Consider the following 16,962-nt stretch of genomic DNA (forward strand, 5'->3'; position numbering starts at 1 on the left):
GGTTTATCCCGGACTACTGAAGATTGTTGATATAGGCGGCCAGGTTGTGAATGTCGTCGTCGGTCAGATTGCGCGTGACGCTGGCCATATTGCCCGCGTCGTTGGTCCGCGTATGCGAGCGAAAGTCCTGCAGCTGCTTGACGATGTACTGATACTGCTGACCCGCGACGCGCGGAATTTCGTTCTGCCCGGCAAAGCCGCCGAGATGGCACATCGTGCACAGCACCTCGGCGGACCTCTTGCGACCCGCCTCGATGCTCGCGCTATCCGCCTTGTACGGCACCGGCACGAGCTTCTGCGCGACGAAGTAGTCGGCGAGGTCCTGCATGTCCTCGCGCGACAGATTCGCCGCCATCGGCGACATGCGCGGATCGCTGCGCCGCCCTTCCTTGAAGTCCTTCAGCTCCAGATACAGATAGCGCGCGCTCTGCCCGGCCAGAATCGGATAGTCCGGCGTCGTCGAATTGCCCATCGGCCCATGACAGGCCACACATACCTGCGCCTTCGCCTTGCCCGCCTCGGCATCGGCACGCGCGGCCGACGGCAGCGCCGCGACCGCGAGCGTGCCGGCCAGCAACGCCAGCCTCACGACGATCGACATCCGCGCGACGCCGGCCCCTCCCCGCCGCGTCGGCCGCCTCATGGCAACGCGAACACGACGACGGTATTGCCGCGTTTGAAGTCGAGCTGCGTATTGCCGCCCGCCGCGACCGCGACGTATTGCTTGCCGTTCACCGTGTACGACACTGCCGGCGCATTGACGCCCGCACCGCACTGGAACTCCCACAGTTTCCTGCCGGAGGCGGAATCGAACGCGCGGAACAGGCCGTTGCCTTCGCCGTTGAACACGAGACCGCCGGCCGTCGCGAGCACGCCGCCGATCAGCGGCTGCTCGGTCTTGTAGTCCCAAGCGATCTTGCCCGTGTCGATATTGACGGCCGACAGCTTGCCCCACTGCTGCTCGCTGGGGATCGTCTTGAACGCGCCGCCGAGCCACAGCTTGCTGCCGCCGGGGTAAGCGGCGTCCTCGACCTGATACGTCATCGGTTGATGCAGGTTGGCCGCGTAGACGAGGCGCGTGTGCGGATCGAACGCGATCGGCGACCACTCGACGCCGCCGTTCGCGCCCGGCAACATGCGCGCGCCGGCCGCGGTGGGCAGCGTCCACATGTTCTCCTGCGGAATCATCGCCTGCGAGAAACGGATCAGCCGGCCGGTCGCGCGATCGTGCACGTACACGTGGCCGGTCTTGCCGGCATGCACGATGCCCGGAATCATTTTGCCGTCGTTGTCGCGCACGTCGACGAGAATCGGCGGGCTCACCGCATCGAGGTCCCACACGTCATGCGGCACGTACTGGTAGTGCCACTTGTATTTGCCGGTGTCCAGATCGATCGCGACGAGCGAATCCGTGTAGAGGTTGTCGCCCGGACGGATCGCGCCGTACAGGTCCGGCGACGGATTGCCGACCACGAAGTACACCGTATCCGTCTGCCGGTCGACGGCCGGCGTCATCCATACACCGCCGCCGAGCGTCTTGTAGAAGTCGCCGCCCTTGTCGGCCAGCTGCTTTTTCTCGGCGGCGATGTCGCGTTTCTCGTCGCGGCCGGTCGCGTCCTTCGTCGCCCATACGCCTTCCTGGCCGCTGTCGGGAATCGTGTAGAAGGTCCACAGCAATTTGCCGGAGTTCGCATCGAAGGCTTTGACGAAGCCGCGAATACCGTACTCGCCGCCGTTCGTGCCGATCAGCACCTTGCCGTCGACGACCGTCGGCGCCATCGTTTCCGAGTAGCCCTCGTCGGGGTCGGCGATCTCGCTTTGCCACAGCACGTTGCCGGTTTTCGCGTCGAGCGCGACGAGCTTGGCGTCGAGCGTGCCCATATAGAGCCGGTCGCCCGAGATCGCGACGCCGCGATTGTTGGGCCCGCAACAGAAGGTCGTGACTGGACCCATCTTGTGTTTGTAATGCCAGAACTCCTTGCCGGTAGTCGCATCGATCGCGTACACGTGGTTGTACGAGGTCGTGAGGAACATCACGCCGTTCGAGACGATCGGCGCGGTTTCCATCGACTCGTTGACGGCCGTCTGAAAGATGAACGCCGGTCGAAGCTTCGAGACGTTGGTCCGGTTGATCTGCGAGCCCGGGTAATAGCGCGTTTGCGCGTACGAGCCGTTTGGATGCAGCCACGCGGCCTGCGTGCCGGCCGCGCGGTCGAGCTGATCCTGACTCACCGGTTGCAGCGTCGACGGCACCGGCGAGGCAGTCGTGGTCGAACTGTTCTGAACTTCGTCGGCGGCATGGACCGCGGGCAGGCCGAATGCGACGGCCAGCAGCGGCAAGCCGACAATTCCTTGAATGCGCTTGAGTGGCATGAGCGTCTCCGTGCTTTTTATCGTTCCGATGAGTTGCAGCGCAGGAATGCGGCAATCATCCACGCACGGATAGCGGCGTGAAAAAGCACGATGGCGCAACCCTCGCAGACAACAGAAGCGTATGACTCTTCAAACCGTTGATAGCTTTGTCAGGACGGGTCGGCTTCGCAGGGCGGGAGGAGTGATGCACAAGTCCGCAAAAAACCGGCTCGCTTAAGCGTAGGCGATGTGTTGCGGATTTTCTAGCGCCTATCGGCTAACGACGGCAGGTGGGCGGAAATTGTCGAGGACGTCGAAACATCGGCGGAAGGCACGAGGGGATACACGAATTCGTGGAGCGTTTAGTTCAGCGTTGTGCGGTGCGGCGCGATTCGTTTCGGTACCGCGTGTTGCAGCGTTCGCGGTGCTTGCGGTACGAGGCAGGAGCCGACGTGCCGACGTGTTGCAGCACCGCCCGCGAGAAACGCGCGCGAGCCACCATCGGCCCACGCGCGAATGGCCTCGCATCAGAACGTGGTACGCAGTCCCACCATCACGCTGCGGCCACCTTGCGGCGCGATATCGCGAACCACCGAACTCGCGTAGCGGATCTCCTGATTGGTCAGATTGTCGCCGCGCACGTAAGCCAACCAGTTGGTCGAACCGACATTGAACCGATACGTCAGTAGCACGCCGAGCTTCGTATAGCTCGCGGTCGTCAGATCGTCTTCCGGTACGCGGTTCTGCGACCACGCATGTTCGAGCGACGCGCGCGCGCCGAACGGACCGTAGCCGTAGTCGACGGCGAGCGTCGCGCGCAACGGCGCGATACGCGGCAGCGGCTGGTTGTTGTCCATGTTTCTCGCGCGTGTGTAATCGCCGACCAGTTCGACGTCGACCTGATGCGCGCCCTTCTGGAACACCCGCCATTTACCTTCGAGCTCGACGCCGTACAACTCCGCGCGCACACCGCGATACACGGCCTCCTTCAACGCATCGTCCGCGCCGGGCGCGACGACGTCGCCGTCGTCATCCACGAGACGGCCCGTGCTGTATTCCGTCAGATAGTTTTTGAACCGGCTGTAGAACACGCCGACGCTGCCCTTGTTCGGTCCGCTCGCGAAGCGCAACGACAGATCGGTCGAGATGGCCTTTTCCTTCTGCGCATCGGGATTGCCGATCAGGTACTGGCCGGTGGCCGCGTGCGGGCCGTTCGCGTACAGCTCGTAGAGCGCCGGCGCGCGCTCGGTATAAGCCAGGCTGCCCGCCACCGACCATGCCGGCGTGAGCTTGTACAGCGCGCCGAGCGACGCGCTGAACGCGTTGAAGTCGCGGTCGGTGACGCCCAGGAAACGCTCGTTGCCGGCCGCGGTCGGCGACAGTTGCACATGTTCGTAGCGGGCGCCCGCGCTCAGCCTGAAGGCGTCGGTGACTTTCCATTCTTCGAGCCCGAACAGCGCGACGTTGGTGGTCCGGGTGGTCGGCACCAGCGCTTCGTCGCCGAGCGCGGAAAAGGTGTTCTGACTCACCTGCACGCCGATCGCCCCCTCGAGCGGACCGATCGGACGATGACGCGCTTCGATGCGTGCCTCGTAGCCGTGATTGCGAAAGGTCGTGCCGGTCACGCCGTTGTCGATTTCCCGGTGCTCGTAATCCGTGTAGCCGAAATTGAATTTGAGCTGCGAGAACGGGCCGCTCAGGTTACGGACTTCCGACGCGAACGCGACATGATCCTGATGCATGCGCAAGCGGACGTCGTCCTCCGCGACCGAGCCGTAGTTCGCGTCGTAGCCGTTATACGAGAGGCCCGCGTAACCGTCCGCCCACGTGTAGGAGCCGCCGACCGCGCCGCCGTGCCAGCGGCCGTCGCTGTTCGGGATACTGCCCTCGGCCTGCTCCGCGTCGGGACCGTCGAGCGCGCGTTGCTGCGCCGAATGGGCGAAGCCAGGGATGCGCACGTCGCTCGTGTGGCGATCGAAAGCATCCGCGTGAAACGCGAATTGCCCGTTGCCGCCCTCGATCTGCACCGCCCCGGCGCGAGCGTTGTTCGCGCCGCCATAGCTGGCGTCGAGACCGCCCTGGACGCCCTTGATCGGCTCGCGCGGAATGCGGTTGTCGATCGTATTGACCACGCCGCCGATCGCGTTGCCGCCATAGAGCAACGCAGCCGGCCCGCGCACGATCTCGACGCGCTCGACCGTCAGCGGCTCCTGCGGCACCGCGTGATCGTATGACAGCGACGACGCATCCCACGCGGCGACGCCGTTCTGCAACAGCCGGATCCGGTCGCCGTCCATCCCGCGGATGATCGGCCGGCCCACCATCGGGCCATAGGTCGTGGTCGAGACGCCGGGCAAGCCGTTCAGCGTTTCGCCGAGCGAATTGGCCTGCCGGCGCAGCAGCGCGTCGCCCGACAGCGACGTGGCCGGCGAAATCAGATCCGTGCTGCCGAGTGGATTGGCGGTCACGAAGACGGGAGCGAGGGTACCGCCGGAAGGCACGGTCCACTCCGCGGACGCATTCTGGGACGATGCTTGCGCATGGGCTAGCGCGGAAAACAGCGCCAATGAGAAAGGCGATAGCCGATAAGCTCGCGCGACGGCGCGAGGCAGTTTGTTTTTCACGTTGATGAACTAGGGCGGAGGAGTTGGCGTCAACCGGCTGCCTGTCGGATGCGCGGCGGCATGGCGCCACGCGTTCCAGGCCGACAGGACCGGACCCGCATTGAGGTCTCTCGCGGCCGTTCGGGTCGACGGTCGCGGCTTCACATCGTTCAATGCTATTTTTATGTTATGTTATAACATTTCTTAATGTAAAGACCAGGCTGACAATTCCATGCGATCCACTGACCTTCGAGCCGGTCAACCGCTACGCTCGTTATTCCCGAAGCCGAGAAGCGCGCGGCAAAACGACAGCGAGCCCGATCGCATGCCATACGATCGGGCTTGCCGCAGTCCTGTCTTCGAGCGCCGCGCTCAATCGGTCGAGCGATTGAAGCTCAAAACGAACGCCGTACGCACGCCGGGCTCGCTCGTCACGCTGCACGAGCCCCGGTGCTCGTCCATGATCGACTTGACGATCGCCAGTCCCAGACCCGTGCCGAACGTCGATTCATGACGCGCCGGATCGACCAGGTAGAAGCGATCGAAAATCGGCTCGATGTGTTCCGCGCCGATCCCCGGCCCGTTATCAATGACGGCGATCTCCGACAGCGCGCCGCGCTCGCTACATTGCACGACGACTTCGCTGCCGCTCGGCGCATGGTTCAGCGCATTCGATAGCAGGTTGCTCAACGCCCGCTGCACGAGCAGACGATTGCCGTCGAAATGCGCGTCGCCGATCACCTGCAAGGTCACGTTTCTATCGGCGGCGAGCATTTCGTAGTACCCAGCAACCTGCTCGGCCTCCGCGCGCGCATCGATCTTCACCATGTCGATCTTGTGCAAGCGGTTTTCCGAGCGAGCCAGAAACAGCATGTCTTCGATCATGCCCGACAGACGCTGCGTTTCATCGATACTCGATTCGATCACCGCGCGATATTCGTGCGCCTCTCGCGGTCTCGACAAAGCGACCTGCGATTCGGCCAACATATTCGCCAATGGCGTGCGCATGTCGTGCGCGAGGTCCGCCGAAAAGCGCGACAAACGATCGAACGATTCATTCAAACGTTTGAGCATCCGGTTGAATGCCTGATTCAGCGCGAGCATTTCACCCGTCATGGAAATGTCGGGCAACGGTTGTGTGAGTTTGCTGCTCGACACCTGATCGGCGCGCTCGGCAAGCAGCTTCAACGGTCGCAGGCCGAGCCTCGCCAGCGAATATGCGACCAGCGCGGACACGAACGTGCCGAGCAGCGTGACCAGCATCACGTTGATCGAATAGGTGCGCAGCAGCGCCCGTTGACGGCTGTAGTCGTACTGGACCACCACGTTCACTTTCCTGGCCTTCGCGTCTGGCCCCTCGCTCGCAAGCGGCGCCAACGCGCTCACGTAGCGAAAGCCGTCGTGCGTCCAGTTGGCCGTCGCGGCGCGGCCGGTAGCGGGGTCGATCAGGCTCTCGTCTTCCAGACGGAAGCCCGACGAACGCACGAGTTGGCGGCCGTCCCGCGCATAGATCGCCATCTCAATATTGTCATGCGCATGGAATGGGTCGAACCAGACGGGGTCCTGACGCGCCACCGCGTCTTCGCTAGGTTCGTTGGCCAGACGCGAAAGCGTGGCGCCCAGCGTCATGTGTATTTCCTGCTCCGAGTCGGCCATCACATTCTTCTTGAGTGCGGCATATAGACACAGGCCGTTTGCAGCGAGCAGGATCGAGCTGGCCAGCGCAAACATGATGGTGAGCCGCACACCCAGCGTGCGCGGCACGAAGCGGCAAAGCATGCAGTTCAATCGCGTACCTCCAGCACGTAGCCCATGCCGCGCACCGTGTGGATCAGCTTGGTCGGATAGAGGTCGTCGATTTTCGCGCGCACCCGTCTCACGGCCGAATCGACGACGTTGGTGTTGCTGTTGAAGTTGATATCCCACACCTGCGACGCAATGGTGGAGCGCGGCAGCACTTCGCCTTCGCGACGCATCAGCAGCCACAGCAACGTGAATTCCTTCGCGGTGAGCAGAATCGTGTCGCCCTGGCGCGTCGCCTTGCGCCGCGTGAGATCGAGTTCGAGGTCCGCCACCTGCAACACCGACGCGTCGCGATCTTTGCCTCTACGCAAAATCGTACGGATACGGGCGAGCAATTCCGCGAAATCGAACGGTTTGACGACGTAGTCGTCGGCGCCCATCTCAAGACCCTTGACCTTGTCGCTGGTGTCGTCGCGGGCGGTTAGCAGCAGCACCGGCGTAGCGTGCGTGCGTCGCAATTCGGATAGCACCGACCAGCCGTCGCGGCCCGGCAGCATCAGATCGAGCACGATGAGGTCATAGGTCTCGGTGGTGGCCTGATGCAGACCGCTTACGCCGTCGCTCACCCAGTCGGTGACAAACCCTGCTTCATTAAGGCCTTTTTGCAGGTATGCGCCGATTTTCTCCTGGTCTTCAACAATCAAAATTCTCATTATGAATTTTTCCCCATGCATCACGACACAGCGCGACCGCATATGACAAATTTGTCATGCGGCAATCATGTACGCGCACTGGGTCGTCGTTAGATTAGGCGGGTCACTGATAGGACGATGCGAATTGCCAGGCACATCGTTTTCTATCGCGCCCATAGTTTCGCCGGTAAAACGGCACGAAAAAGGACACTGAGGACACTGCTGGACATCGTCTGCTGGACACAGTCCACGTTACGTGGACCTCTATTTAATAGCGTAGTTCCGCGCAAGCGGACCAACATTCAACTGGAGCGCTAATGAATCGAACCAAACGCATGCTGTTGGAAAACCTCGCGTGGGCAGCCGAATCGGCGCAAAGCGACCCCGCGTTTTTCGAAGGCCTCGCACTCGGGCAGAGCCCGAAAGCACTCTGGATCGGCTGTGCGGACAGTCGCGTTCCCGCCGAAATCGTCACCAACTGCGCGGCGGGCGATCTGTTCGTTCACCGCAATATTGCAAATCTCTTTTCCAGTACCGATGACAATGTAATGAGCGTACTCGAGTATGCGGTCCGGGTTCTGAAGGTCAACGACATCATCGTCTGCGGACACTATGGTTGCGGCGGCGTGAAGGCCGCGCTGCTGCCGGTGCCGTCCGACCTGCCGCATGTCGCGCGACGCATCGCGCCGCTGTGCACGCTCGCCCGCACGCATAGCGAGGAACTGGGTCAATGCGCGACGACCGACGAACAGGTCAATCGCCTCGCCGAACTGAACGTGATGGCCCAGGTGCGAGCGATCCGCAACCACCCGATCGTTCACGATTCGCCCACTCCGCCGCTGGTACACGGCTGGATCTTCGGTCTGCACGACGGACGCATCAAGGTGCTGGTTCCCGGCGACGTGCATCTCGCGCTCGCCCAGTCCAACCCGCGCGAGACCTCGGTGCGCGAGTACCTGCACGCGAAGGAGGCAGCGGCGCGCTGAGACGCGCGCCTGGCCGACGGCCCGCAATGGGCCGTTGGTTGACCTAATTGAATTTCTGGAATTGGAAATATATGAATCTACGCGAACAGTTTGCAACGTTTCCACGCGACATGTTTGCCGGCACGGTCGTCTTTCTCGTGGCATTACCGCTCTGTCTGGGCATCGCCAACGCGTCGGGCGTCGATCCGTTCGCCGGTCTGCTGTCCGGGATCATCGGCGGTGTCGTCGTCGGCCTGCTAAGCGGATCGCATCTGAGCGTGAGCGGCCCCGCCGCCGGACTCGTCGTGATCGTCGTGGACGGTATCACCAAGCTCGGCAGCTTCCCGGCGTTTCTCACCGCCGTGTTGCTCGCAGGCGTAATCCAGTTCGGCTTCGGCATGCTAAAAGCCGGACGTTTCGCGTCCTACGTGCCGACGTCGGTCATCAAGGGCATGCTCGCGGCGATCGGCCTGTTGCTGATCATCAAGCAGTTGCCGCTCGCATTGGGCTTCGCTAACGGGCCCGCGACTGAAGCCGGCGCCGCGTCGGGCGTCATCAACACGTCCCTGGGTGCGATGTCGCCGGCAGCTTGCGCGATCGCGCTGCTGTCGCTGGCGATTCTCGCGACATGGGACACCCGCGCGATGCGCCGCTTCCTGCTGGTACGTCTGCTGCCTGCGCCTCTCGCAGTGGTTCTGCTCGGCATCGGCGCCACGCTGCTGCTCGACTTCGTCGCGCCCGGCTTCGCACCGCCGGCCGCGCATCGCGTGCTGCTGCCGTCGCTGGCTTCGCTCGAAGCGCTCAACGGCGCCCTCGCGTGGCCTGCATTCTCGCAGCTGATGAACCCCGACGTCTGGCGTCTCGCGATGACGATTGCCATCGTCGCGAGTCTCGAAACGCTGCTGAGCCTCGAAGCCGTCGAGCAGATCGATCCGAAGAAGCGTCCGGTGCAGCCCGATCGCGAACTGAAGGCGCAAGGCATCGGCAACATCGTGGCCGGCGCAATCGGTGCACTGCCGATCACCTCGGTGATCGTGCGTAGCTCCGCGAACGTGCAGGCGGGTGGGCAGAGCCGCTGGTCGGCGGTGGTGCACGGCATGCTTCTGCTGCTGAGCGTGTTTGCGCTGACTGCCGTGATCAACCTGATTCCGCTCTCGTGTCTGGCCGCGATTCTGATCTTCACCGGACTGAAGCTGGCGAAGCCGAAGATGTTCCTCGATGTGGCCAAACAGGGTTTCGTGCGTGCCGCGCCGTTCTTCGTCACCATCGCCGGCGTGCTGCTCACCGACCTTCTGATCGGTATCGTGCTGGGTATTCTGTGCAGCATCGCACTCGTGATCTACGCGCAGATGCAACGACCGATCACGATGACGCAGGACGGCGATCATTTCCTGTTCTCTTTCCGCAAGGACGTCTCGTTCCTAGCCAAAGTGAGCCTGAAAGGTCATCTGAAGTCGGTCCCCGACCGCGCGACGGTGGTCGTCGACGGCAGCCGCGCGGACTTCATCGATGCGGACGTGCGGGAACTGATTCGCGAATTCGTACGCGATGCGCCGGCGCGAGGCATTCAGGTCGAATGCCGGCAACTCGAACCTGCGGCGAGGTAACGACGCAGCAATGTAATGTGCCCGTAGATCGATAGAGAGATTAACGCAAGCTCATAACGCGCCGGCATGCCGGCGCGTTATGTTTTTCTGCCTACGCAATGCAACTCAATGCAAGGTGACGCGGCGCGCGCGAACCACGACAGAACACCGAGTACTTCGACATAGCATTCTTTTGTGACAAAAACATCATCTTGCGATCACGTTGAGAAATCATCCGGACGTCAAACTGAGTACAGATCGGAGCCAATCACGGCGCCGACATTAGCGGAGACTCAAATGAAAGTTCGAAACGTGCTTTGTATTGGCCTGTCCGCCGCATTGCTCTCACCACTGGCTTTCGCGGATGTGCAATCCAACGCTCCCGGTCATCTGTCCGGAACGGCCGCCACCACAGCGAACGCGATCGTGTCCTCGAATACCGCACCGGCAGTCGAGTCGAAACATCGCGGCAAGACGCGCGCCGAAGTCCACCAGGAACTCCTGCTGGCGCAGAAAGCAGGCCTCATTCCGACCACCGACGCGGACTATCCGCCGAGCGAACGGACCATCGAACGTAACAAGCGGAATTACGCCGCGAGCGGACGCAATTAAGGCCTAAATAAGGCCTGATATCGCAACGCCGCCATTTACCCGCACACCCACAAACTCGCGCACCACTGTTCCTCAGGGAAAGCGGATTTCGAAATACACCGCGATCCCCTCAACCATCGGAGTCAACTATGAAATCGATCGCCCTACTCATTCTCGCCTCGGCCATGGCTCTTTCCAGCACCGCTTATGCGCAAGGCCTGACGCGCGCGGACGTGAAGCAGCAACTCATCGAAGCCAAGGCAAACGGCCTCGACTACGTCACCGACACGTCGTACCCGGACATGCATCCGAGCTTCGCACACAAATTCATGGTCAAGGTCAAGGCACCTGCGCAGCAAGCCGAAGCCAGCAACGCGCCTGAGAAAGCGCCGACCCAGCAAGCAGCGGAAGCGCCGAACCGCAACCCGATGCCGCACGGCAACCCGCACTGCGTGGGACCGGTGAGCTTCTGCAATATCTACGCTGGTTCGTAAGCACTCGATAAGCAGCACCGAGTGTGTGCGAAATCAATCAACCTATGTTCAACTCATCCACCATCACTTCGGGCTATCCGACTGGCCTAAGCAACGCAGGCCGATCGGCGTCACCGTCACGGCAACGCCGGAAATTCGACACGATTGAAGTTGCGGTCGCCATCCCGGCAAACGTTGTAGCGCGCGATGACGTTGATAGCCCAGGTGAGGCTTTGAGCAATGACGAAACTAACCGGGTAGGCAAAGGCATAGGCACCGGAATCCGGACCTACGCCCGCGCCGCCCTACTCCGCCCGATGAATATCGTGCGTCACAAAACCCGCGTCGTTCACAGGTAGCGCAAGGCTGCCTTCAGCGGAAAGCGTTTTACGAATATCGGTCAGGCCCGCGGACCAATGATCCCGCATCGTCGACAAGCCAAACTGATAATCCTTGTAGTGATGTTCGTACTCTTTCTGCTGATAGATCAGATGCTGAATGTTGTATTTCTTGCCGCATGCCATCTCGTCGGCCTCGATGCACCACGGGTCCGACTTGCGCAGCTTCTCCGGCACCCGGTCGAGCACCTGGCGTAATACGTTGCGATAGCGTTGTTCGCGCTGCAGCGTGTCGGTCACGAAACGCGTACGGCTCGAATACTGGATATCTTTCGCGCGTTCGGTCACGTTCGCCATCGTGCGCGGCAACGGTCCCCGCGCACTCCACAGATCGACCTGAAACGCGAGCGTATCGCGACGCGGATGCGCGCGCAGTACTTCCGACAAAGGCGTGTTCGATACCACGCCACCATCCCAGTAGTACTCGCCGTCGATCTCGACCGGTGCAAACGCCGGCGGCAATGCACCCGACGCCATAAAGTGCTCGGGCCTGAGCGTCATGCGCGTGTTGTCGAAATAGACGAAGTTGCCGGTCCCGACATTGACCGCGCCGACCGACACCCGAATAGCTCCCGAGTTGATGCGCTCGAAATCGCACAACTCCAGCAGCGTCGCCCGCAGCGCGGACGTGTCGTACCAGCTGACTTTTTCCGGCCGATCGGACACACCGGGCAACGGTGCCGGCACACGCGGCACAAAGAACCCGCGTTGACCCTGCATGATCGCGCTGGCTGCCTGCGATGCGGTCAGGAACGTGCGCACCTGATCGAAATGATTGAACATCGCGATTTCGAACGTTGACGGCAGCACGGAAAAAAACGCCGGCTGGCAGATCCTTTCCCAGAACGCGCGCAGCCGTTCGACTCGCCGCTCAGGCGGATTGCCCGCGATCAGTGCCGTATTGAGCGCGCCGATCGAGATGCCCGCAATCCAGTCGAGCTCGATGCCTGCGGCGTGCAGGCCCTCGAACACGCCCGCCTGATAGGCGCCTAATGCGCCACCGCCTTGCAAGACCAGCGCGATCGTTTCGTACGGCAACGACGACAACGCGAGCGGACCTGCCTCATGATGCAGGTCCGTCGCATCGAGCGTCTGTTTCTCTATGGGTGCATGCGGCTTCATTGCATGAACCAGCCGTGGCTGACGACGAACGACTGCCCCGTCAATGCCGCGCTCGGGAAGGTGGACAGGAAGCGCACCGTTTGCGCCACGTCCTGAACCGTCGTGAAGACGCCATCGACCGTCGCGCCGAGCATCACGTTCTTCACGACCTCTTCTTCGCTGATGCCGAGTTCCTTCGCCTGCTCCGGAATCTGCTTGTCGACGAGCGGCGTGCGCACGAAACCGGGACACACGACATGCGAGCGCACGTTGTGCTTCGCGCCTTCTTTCGCCAATACGCGCGCGAGCCCCAGCAAGCCGTGCTTCGCGGTCACATACGCGGACTTCAGCGGCGACGCCTCGTGCGAGTGCACCGAGCCCATATAGATCACGGTGCCACCGCGATCATCCTTGTACATATGCTTGAGTGCCGCGCGCGTGGTCAGGAACGCGCCATCGACATGGATCGCCTGCATCTTCTTCCAGTCGGCAAACGAATAGTTCTCGATCGGATTGACGATCTGAATACCCGCATTCGAGACGAGGATGTCGATCGAGCCGAACGTCGCCGCGATTTTGTCGATGCCATGATTGACCGCCTCCTCGTTCGTCACGTCCATTGCAATGCCGATCGCCTTGCCGCCCGCCTGCGCGATTTCCGCGGCAGCGGCGTTCGCGCCGGCCTCGTTCAGATCCGCGATGGCGACTGCCGCGCCGGCGCGTGCGAGTTCCAGCGCGATTTCCTTGCCGATTCCGCTTGCCGCACCGGTGACGACCGCGACTTTACCGTTCAGATTGTTCATGATCGAATGCCTTTCGATGAGAGAGTGAGAGAAAGAACCGCTGCGCTTATTAGCGGCTATTCGCGCTTGTGGACGGTTATTGCGCGAGATAGTCGTAGACGACCTCGCCGAGTCCCAGTGTCAGGTCGGCCACGAGATGCCGGGCCTCGACGATCTCGAGCACCGGCAGATCGGCAACCGGCGCGAGCGCGTGCGGCGACAATTGCAGCGATGCCGGGCCACTCCACGCGCCTTTCATCCTGATGTCTTCCATGTAGTAGCGAACCAGTTCGCAGACGCGCGCCGAGCCGTCCACATGCGGAATGATCTTCAACAGGAAGTTCGGCGCGGCGAGCCGTTTCTGCTGCTCGGCGATATCGAGCTCGCGATGCTTGTAGCCCATCGTGCCGGTCGCGACACGCACCTTGCCGTAGTCGAGCGTGCCGAGCAGATGGTCGGTGTTGACTTCCAGCGTCGGCGTTGCGAGCTTTTTCGGAAAGCCCCACAGTTCCCGGCCACCGGCGATAGGCGGATGATCGTCGAGATACATCGCGAGCGTATAGCCGCCCTGCTGACCGTTGTACTCGACCGGAATCACCTGGCCGCTTTCGGTATAGTCGCCGAAGCCCGTTGAATCGCGCATGCGGATGAATTCGTAATGAACGAGCGGCTCGGTGATCTGAAGCGGTTCGGGCACGACCTTGCGCAGCAGTTCTGGGTCCGTGCGATAGGTAATGATCAGGAATTCGCGATCGAAGAAGCGGTACGGTCCCATCGGGAACGCAGGGCTCGTCAGCGGCATGGCAAACGCTTTGGATCGAACGTCACTCGGCTTCATACGGATTCCTTATGTTTAAAAGAAATGATGAGTAGAACACCGGTGCTATCGTAGCGTCGTCGAGCGGCCTTGTGCGTCGCAGCAGGCGGAATGGGTTATTGCGTAAATCGGTGAGTTGCCAATTGGGTTATTTGGCAAGACCGATATAATTTATTGTCGGAACTGGCTGGCAAGTTGACTGCGGCCACGCGGTAGAATCCTGCGGCAATGGAATTGAATCTCGCGAATAACGTGTGCAATAGGCCAATAGAAAGCCAGATGAAATGTTTGACGCGTGAACGGTTATGTTTTTTTAGTTTTAATTCCAGCTTTAGCGTTGCGTGAGTCCTCGAATGAGCCTTCGAGTGAGCCTTTAGGTTAGCTCTTCAAAGCAACGCTCGAATGCAATGCTCGCAGAACTGCGCCGACCTTCGTCGGCGCATCGTCAACCGCTGTGCGTATCGAAGATCTCCGCTTCGCGCGTCCAGTCGAGCCACGCTTTGGTCGCGGCGGAAAAGCGGCGCCCCGCGCGCACGAACAATCGCGCGCGCGCACTTTCGAACACGGCGTTAGTCGTGCGTTTCGCCACCAGCGTTCCATTTGCCAGTTCCGTCGCGACCGACGAAGCCGACATCAGCGTCACGCCCAGCCCCATCGAAGCGAACTGCTTCAGCACTTCGATCGAATTCGACGTGAACGCAGGCGCAAATCGAGTCCCGTCGACAACCTCGGCCTGCTGCGTCAACGACCCCAACCCCGTGCCGGCACGCGCGAGCGCCAGCGGATATCGCGCCACCTCCGTGAGCGGCACGGGTCCCCGGTAGCCATCGAGCGGATGGCCCGCCGCCGCGATCGCACAGATCGGCTGCGGCCGCTCGCTCACCACGCGCAATGCCGGATGCGGCGGCGGGCAGGTAGTCAGGCCGATATGCGCGCGATCGTCGACGACTCGCGCGGCCGCATCGTCCGCGTCGGTTCCCTCGATATGCACCTGAATGCCGGGATAGCGCGCGCAGAATCCACGTAAGACCCTCGACATCAGTTCATTGATAAAGCCCGGCCCGGTGACGATCGACAACTCCCCGCGCTCCAGCCCGCGCAATTCGTCCAGCCGCAAGCGCAGCAGCTCGTCGGCGACGCGCCGTTCCTCGCACATCTCCAGCACGAGTTTGCCGCTGTCGGTCGGCGCGACGCCCCGTCCGCGCCGCTCGATCAGCGCGACGTTCAATTCCTTTTCCAGCAGCTGAATCTGCCGGCTGATCACCGATGCCTCGACCCCGAGCCGCTCGGCCGCCGCGCGCATGGAGCCGGCGCTCATCGCCTCATGGAAATAATGCAGCCGGCGCTCGCTCAACCCCGCCATATGGCCTCCTCCGGCACTTGCCTGTTCGCCTGTCTGTTGACTAAATGACAACGATATTCTACGAAGTCGTGCATTGATTGCAACATTTCGGCTGCGGAAACTTCAGCCCAGTCGTCGCGGATACGCGCCTTTACGAACCAGCCCACGCCGCTCACACGAGACCCGCATGCAACCCGTTTCCTATGCCGCAGCAGCCGAGCCGTCGCCTGACCTGACGCAACGCACCGTCGATACGCTCTACCGACGCATCGGTTTGCGGCTGCTGCCGCTGCTCGCGCTGTCGTACATGCTCGCGTACATGGACCGGGTCAACATCAGTTTCGCCAAGGCGCAGATGCAAACGCAGCTCGGGCTGAGCGAATCCGTCTACGGCTTCGCCGCCGGAGTCTTCTTCATCGGCTACGTGATCTTCGAGGTGCCGAGCAACCTGCTGCTCGCGAAGATCGGCGCGCGGCGTACGCTCTCGCGCATCATGGTGCTGTGGGGCATCGCGTCGGCGTCGATGCTGTTCGTGCGCGAGGCCCACACGTTTTACGTGCTGCGCTTTCTGCTCGGCGCATTCGAGGCCGGCTTCGGTCCCGGCCTGCTGTTTTATCTGACGCTGTGGTATGGGCCCGAGCGGCGCGCGCGCGTGATGGCGTATCTGCTGCTCGCGTCGCCGGTCGCGGGCATTATCGGCGGTCCGCTGTCGACGCTGATCATGAGTTCGCTCGACAGCGCCGCCGGACTTGCCGGCTGGCAATGGCTGTTTCTGGTGGAAGGCGTGCCGTGCGTGCTGATCGGCGTGCTGCTCTTTTTCGTGCTCGACGATAGTCCGCAGCAGGCGCGCTGGCTCACAGCCGCCGACAAGGAACTGATCGCGCAGCAGGTGAGCGCGGGCGGCCCCGCGCGGCACGCGGGCCTCGCCGGCGTTGTGCGCGACTGGCGCGTATATGCGCTGTCGTTCAGCTACTTCTGCATGATCAGCGGCCTCTATGCGATCAGCTTCTGGCTGCCGACGCTGCTGCGCGCGGTCGGCGTCACCCGGCCGATGGCGGTCGGCCTGCTGGCCGCGCTGCCTTATATCGCGGCGGTCGTCACGATGGTGCTCGTCGCGATTCATTCGGACCGCCGCCGCGAGCAGCGCTGGCATAGCAGCATCAGTTGCCTGATCGCGGCGGTGCTGCTGTTCGTCACCGCGTCCAATCTGCACAACGTCGCATTCGCGCTGCCCGCTCTCATCGCGGCGACCGGCGCGATCTACGCGGGCTATACGGTGTTCTGGGCGATCCCCGCCAATTATCTGAAGGGCGCCGCCGCGGCCGGCGGCATGGCCTTCATCAATAGCGTCGGACTGACCGGCGGCTTCGTTAGCCCGTTGATCATCGGCGGCATCAAGGACATGACCGGCTCGCTGCAGCTCGGCCTCTCGGTGATTGCCGTACTGCTCGCGGTCGGCGCGATCGCGCTCGCGTGCAATCGCGTCGATAGCGGACGCTGAATACGCTCAGGAAACC

The 16,962-nt window shown here is 62.1% G+C and carries 14 protein-coding genes; 5 read left to right on the forward strand and 9 right to left on the reverse strand.

What is annotated here, in order from left to right:
* Window positions 1-13: 13 nt before the first annotated feature.
* The 5 genes from HHL14_RS06620 to irlR form a co-directional block, all read right to left on the reverse strand.
* Window positions 14-643, reverse strand: coding sequence for a c-type cytochrome (locus HHL14_RS06620; RefSeq protein ID WP_169496757.1), 630 nt, complete (start codon window positions 641-643; stop codon window positions 14-16).
* A complete protein-coding gene (locus HHL14_RS06625) occupies window positions 640-2,373 on the reverse strand; it encodes a pyrroloquinoline quinone-dependent dehydrogenase (protein WP_169496758.1) in 1,734 nt (577 codons plus the stop codon). Before HHL14_RS06625 ends, HHL14_RS06620 begins: the two co-directional genes overlap by 4 nt.
* A gap of 506 nt (window positions 2,374-2,879) precedes the next feature.
* Window positions 2,880-4,976 (reverse strand): TonB-dependent receptor, encoded by a 2,097-nt coding sequence (locus HHL14_RS06630; RefSeq protein ID WP_329601622.1) that lies wholly within the window; start codon window positions 4,974-4,976, stop codon window positions 2,880-2,882.
* A gap of 351 nt (window positions 4,977-5,327) precedes the next feature.
* Window positions 5,328-6,734: a heavy metal sensor histidine kinase gene (locus HHL14_RS06635; protein WP_169496858.1), complete on the reverse strand. Its 1,407-nt coding sequence runs from the start codon at window positions 6,732-6,734 to the stop codon at window positions 5,328-5,330.
* A gap of 5 nt (window positions 6,735-6,739) precedes the next feature.
* On the reverse strand, window positions 6,740-7,411 hold the full coding sequence (gene irlR / locus HHL14_RS06640; protein ID WP_169496759.1) for a heavy metal response regulator transcription factor IrlR: 672 nt from the start codon (window positions 7,409-7,411) through the stop codon (window positions 6,740-6,742).
* A 296-nt stretch (window positions 7,412-7,707) separates the two neighbouring features.
* Between irlR and HHL14_RS06645 the strand changes: the two genes are divergently transcribed.
* The 4 genes from HHL14_RS06645 (at window position 7,708) to HHL14_RS06660 (ending at window position 11,026) form a co-directional block, all read left to right on the forward strand.
* Entirely contained in the window at window positions 7,708-8,376 is a 669-nt protein-coding gene (locus HHL14_RS06645; RefSeq protein ID WP_169496760.1) for a carbonic anhydrase, read from the forward strand.
* A 71-nt stretch (window positions 8,377-8,447) separates the two neighbouring features.
* Window positions 8,448-9,962 carry a SulP family inorganic anion transporter gene (locus HHL14_RS06650; RefSeq protein ID WP_169496761.1) on the forward strand — a complete coding sequence of 505 codons (1,515 nt, stop codon included), beginning with the start codon at window positions 8,448-8,450 and terminating at the stop codon, window positions 9,960-9,962.
* 276 nt (window positions 9,963-10,238) lie between these two features.
* A complete protein-coding gene (locus HHL14_RS06655; RefSeq protein ID WP_169496762.1) occupies window positions 10,239-10,553 on the forward strand; it encodes a DUF4148 domain-containing protein in 315 nt (104 codons plus the stop codon).
* Between the two features lie 128 nt (window positions 10,554-10,681).
* Entirely contained in the window at window positions 10,682-11,026 is a 345-nt protein-coding gene (locus HHL14_RS06660; protein ID WP_169496763.1) for a DUF4148 domain-containing protein, read from the forward strand.
* Between the two features lie 284 nt (window positions 11,027-11,310).
* Here the strand turns inward: HHL14_RS06660 and HHL14_RS06665 are convergent, their stop codons facing one another.
* The 4 genes from HHL14_RS06665 to HHL14_RS06680 all read right to left on the reverse strand — a co-directional run bounded on the left by HHL14_RS06665 (window position 11,311) and on the right by HHL14_RS06680 (window position 15,466).
* Window positions 11,311-12,525, reverse strand: a complete 1,215-nt coding sequence (locus HHL14_RS06665; protein ID WP_169496764.1) for a DUF3734 domain-containing protein — start codon at window positions 12,523-12,525, stop codon at window positions 11,311-11,313.
* Complete coding sequence (locus HHL14_RS06670; RefSeq protein ID WP_169496765.1) at window positions 12,522-13,307, reverse strand: 3-hydroxybutyrate dehydrogenase; 786 nt, start codon at window positions 13,305-13,307, stop codon at window positions 12,522-12,524. The genes HHL14_RS06665 and HHL14_RS06670 overlap by 4 nt, the downstream gene beginning before the upstream one ends.
* Before the next feature lie 76 nt (window positions 13,308-13,383).
* Entirely contained in the window at window positions 13,384-14,124 is a 741-nt protein-coding gene (locus HHL14_RS06675) for an acetoacetate decarboxylase (RefSeq protein ID WP_169496766.1), read from the reverse strand.
* A 424-nt stretch (window positions 14,125-14,548) separates the two neighbouring features.
* Window positions 14,549-15,466, reverse strand: a complete 918-nt coding sequence (locus HHL14_RS06680; protein ID WP_169496767.1) for a LysR family transcriptional regulator — start codon at window positions 15,464-15,466, stop codon at window positions 14,549-14,551.
* 166 nt (window positions 15,467-15,632) lie between these two features.
* On the opposite strand from HHL14_RS06680, the gene HHL14_RS06685 reads away from it, so the two are divergent.
* Entirely contained in the window at window positions 15,633-16,946 is a 1,314-nt protein-coding gene (locus tag HHL14_RS06685) for an MFS transporter (protein ID WP_169496768.1), read from the forward strand.
* The last annotated feature ends 16 nt before the right edge of the window (window positions 16,947-16,962 follow it).

This window comes from Paraburkholderia antibiotica, assembly GCF_012927125.1.
Taxonomy (GTDB): Bacteria; Pseudomonadota; Gammaproteobacteria; order Burkholderiales; family Burkholderiaceae; genus Paraburkholderia; species Paraburkholderia antibiotica.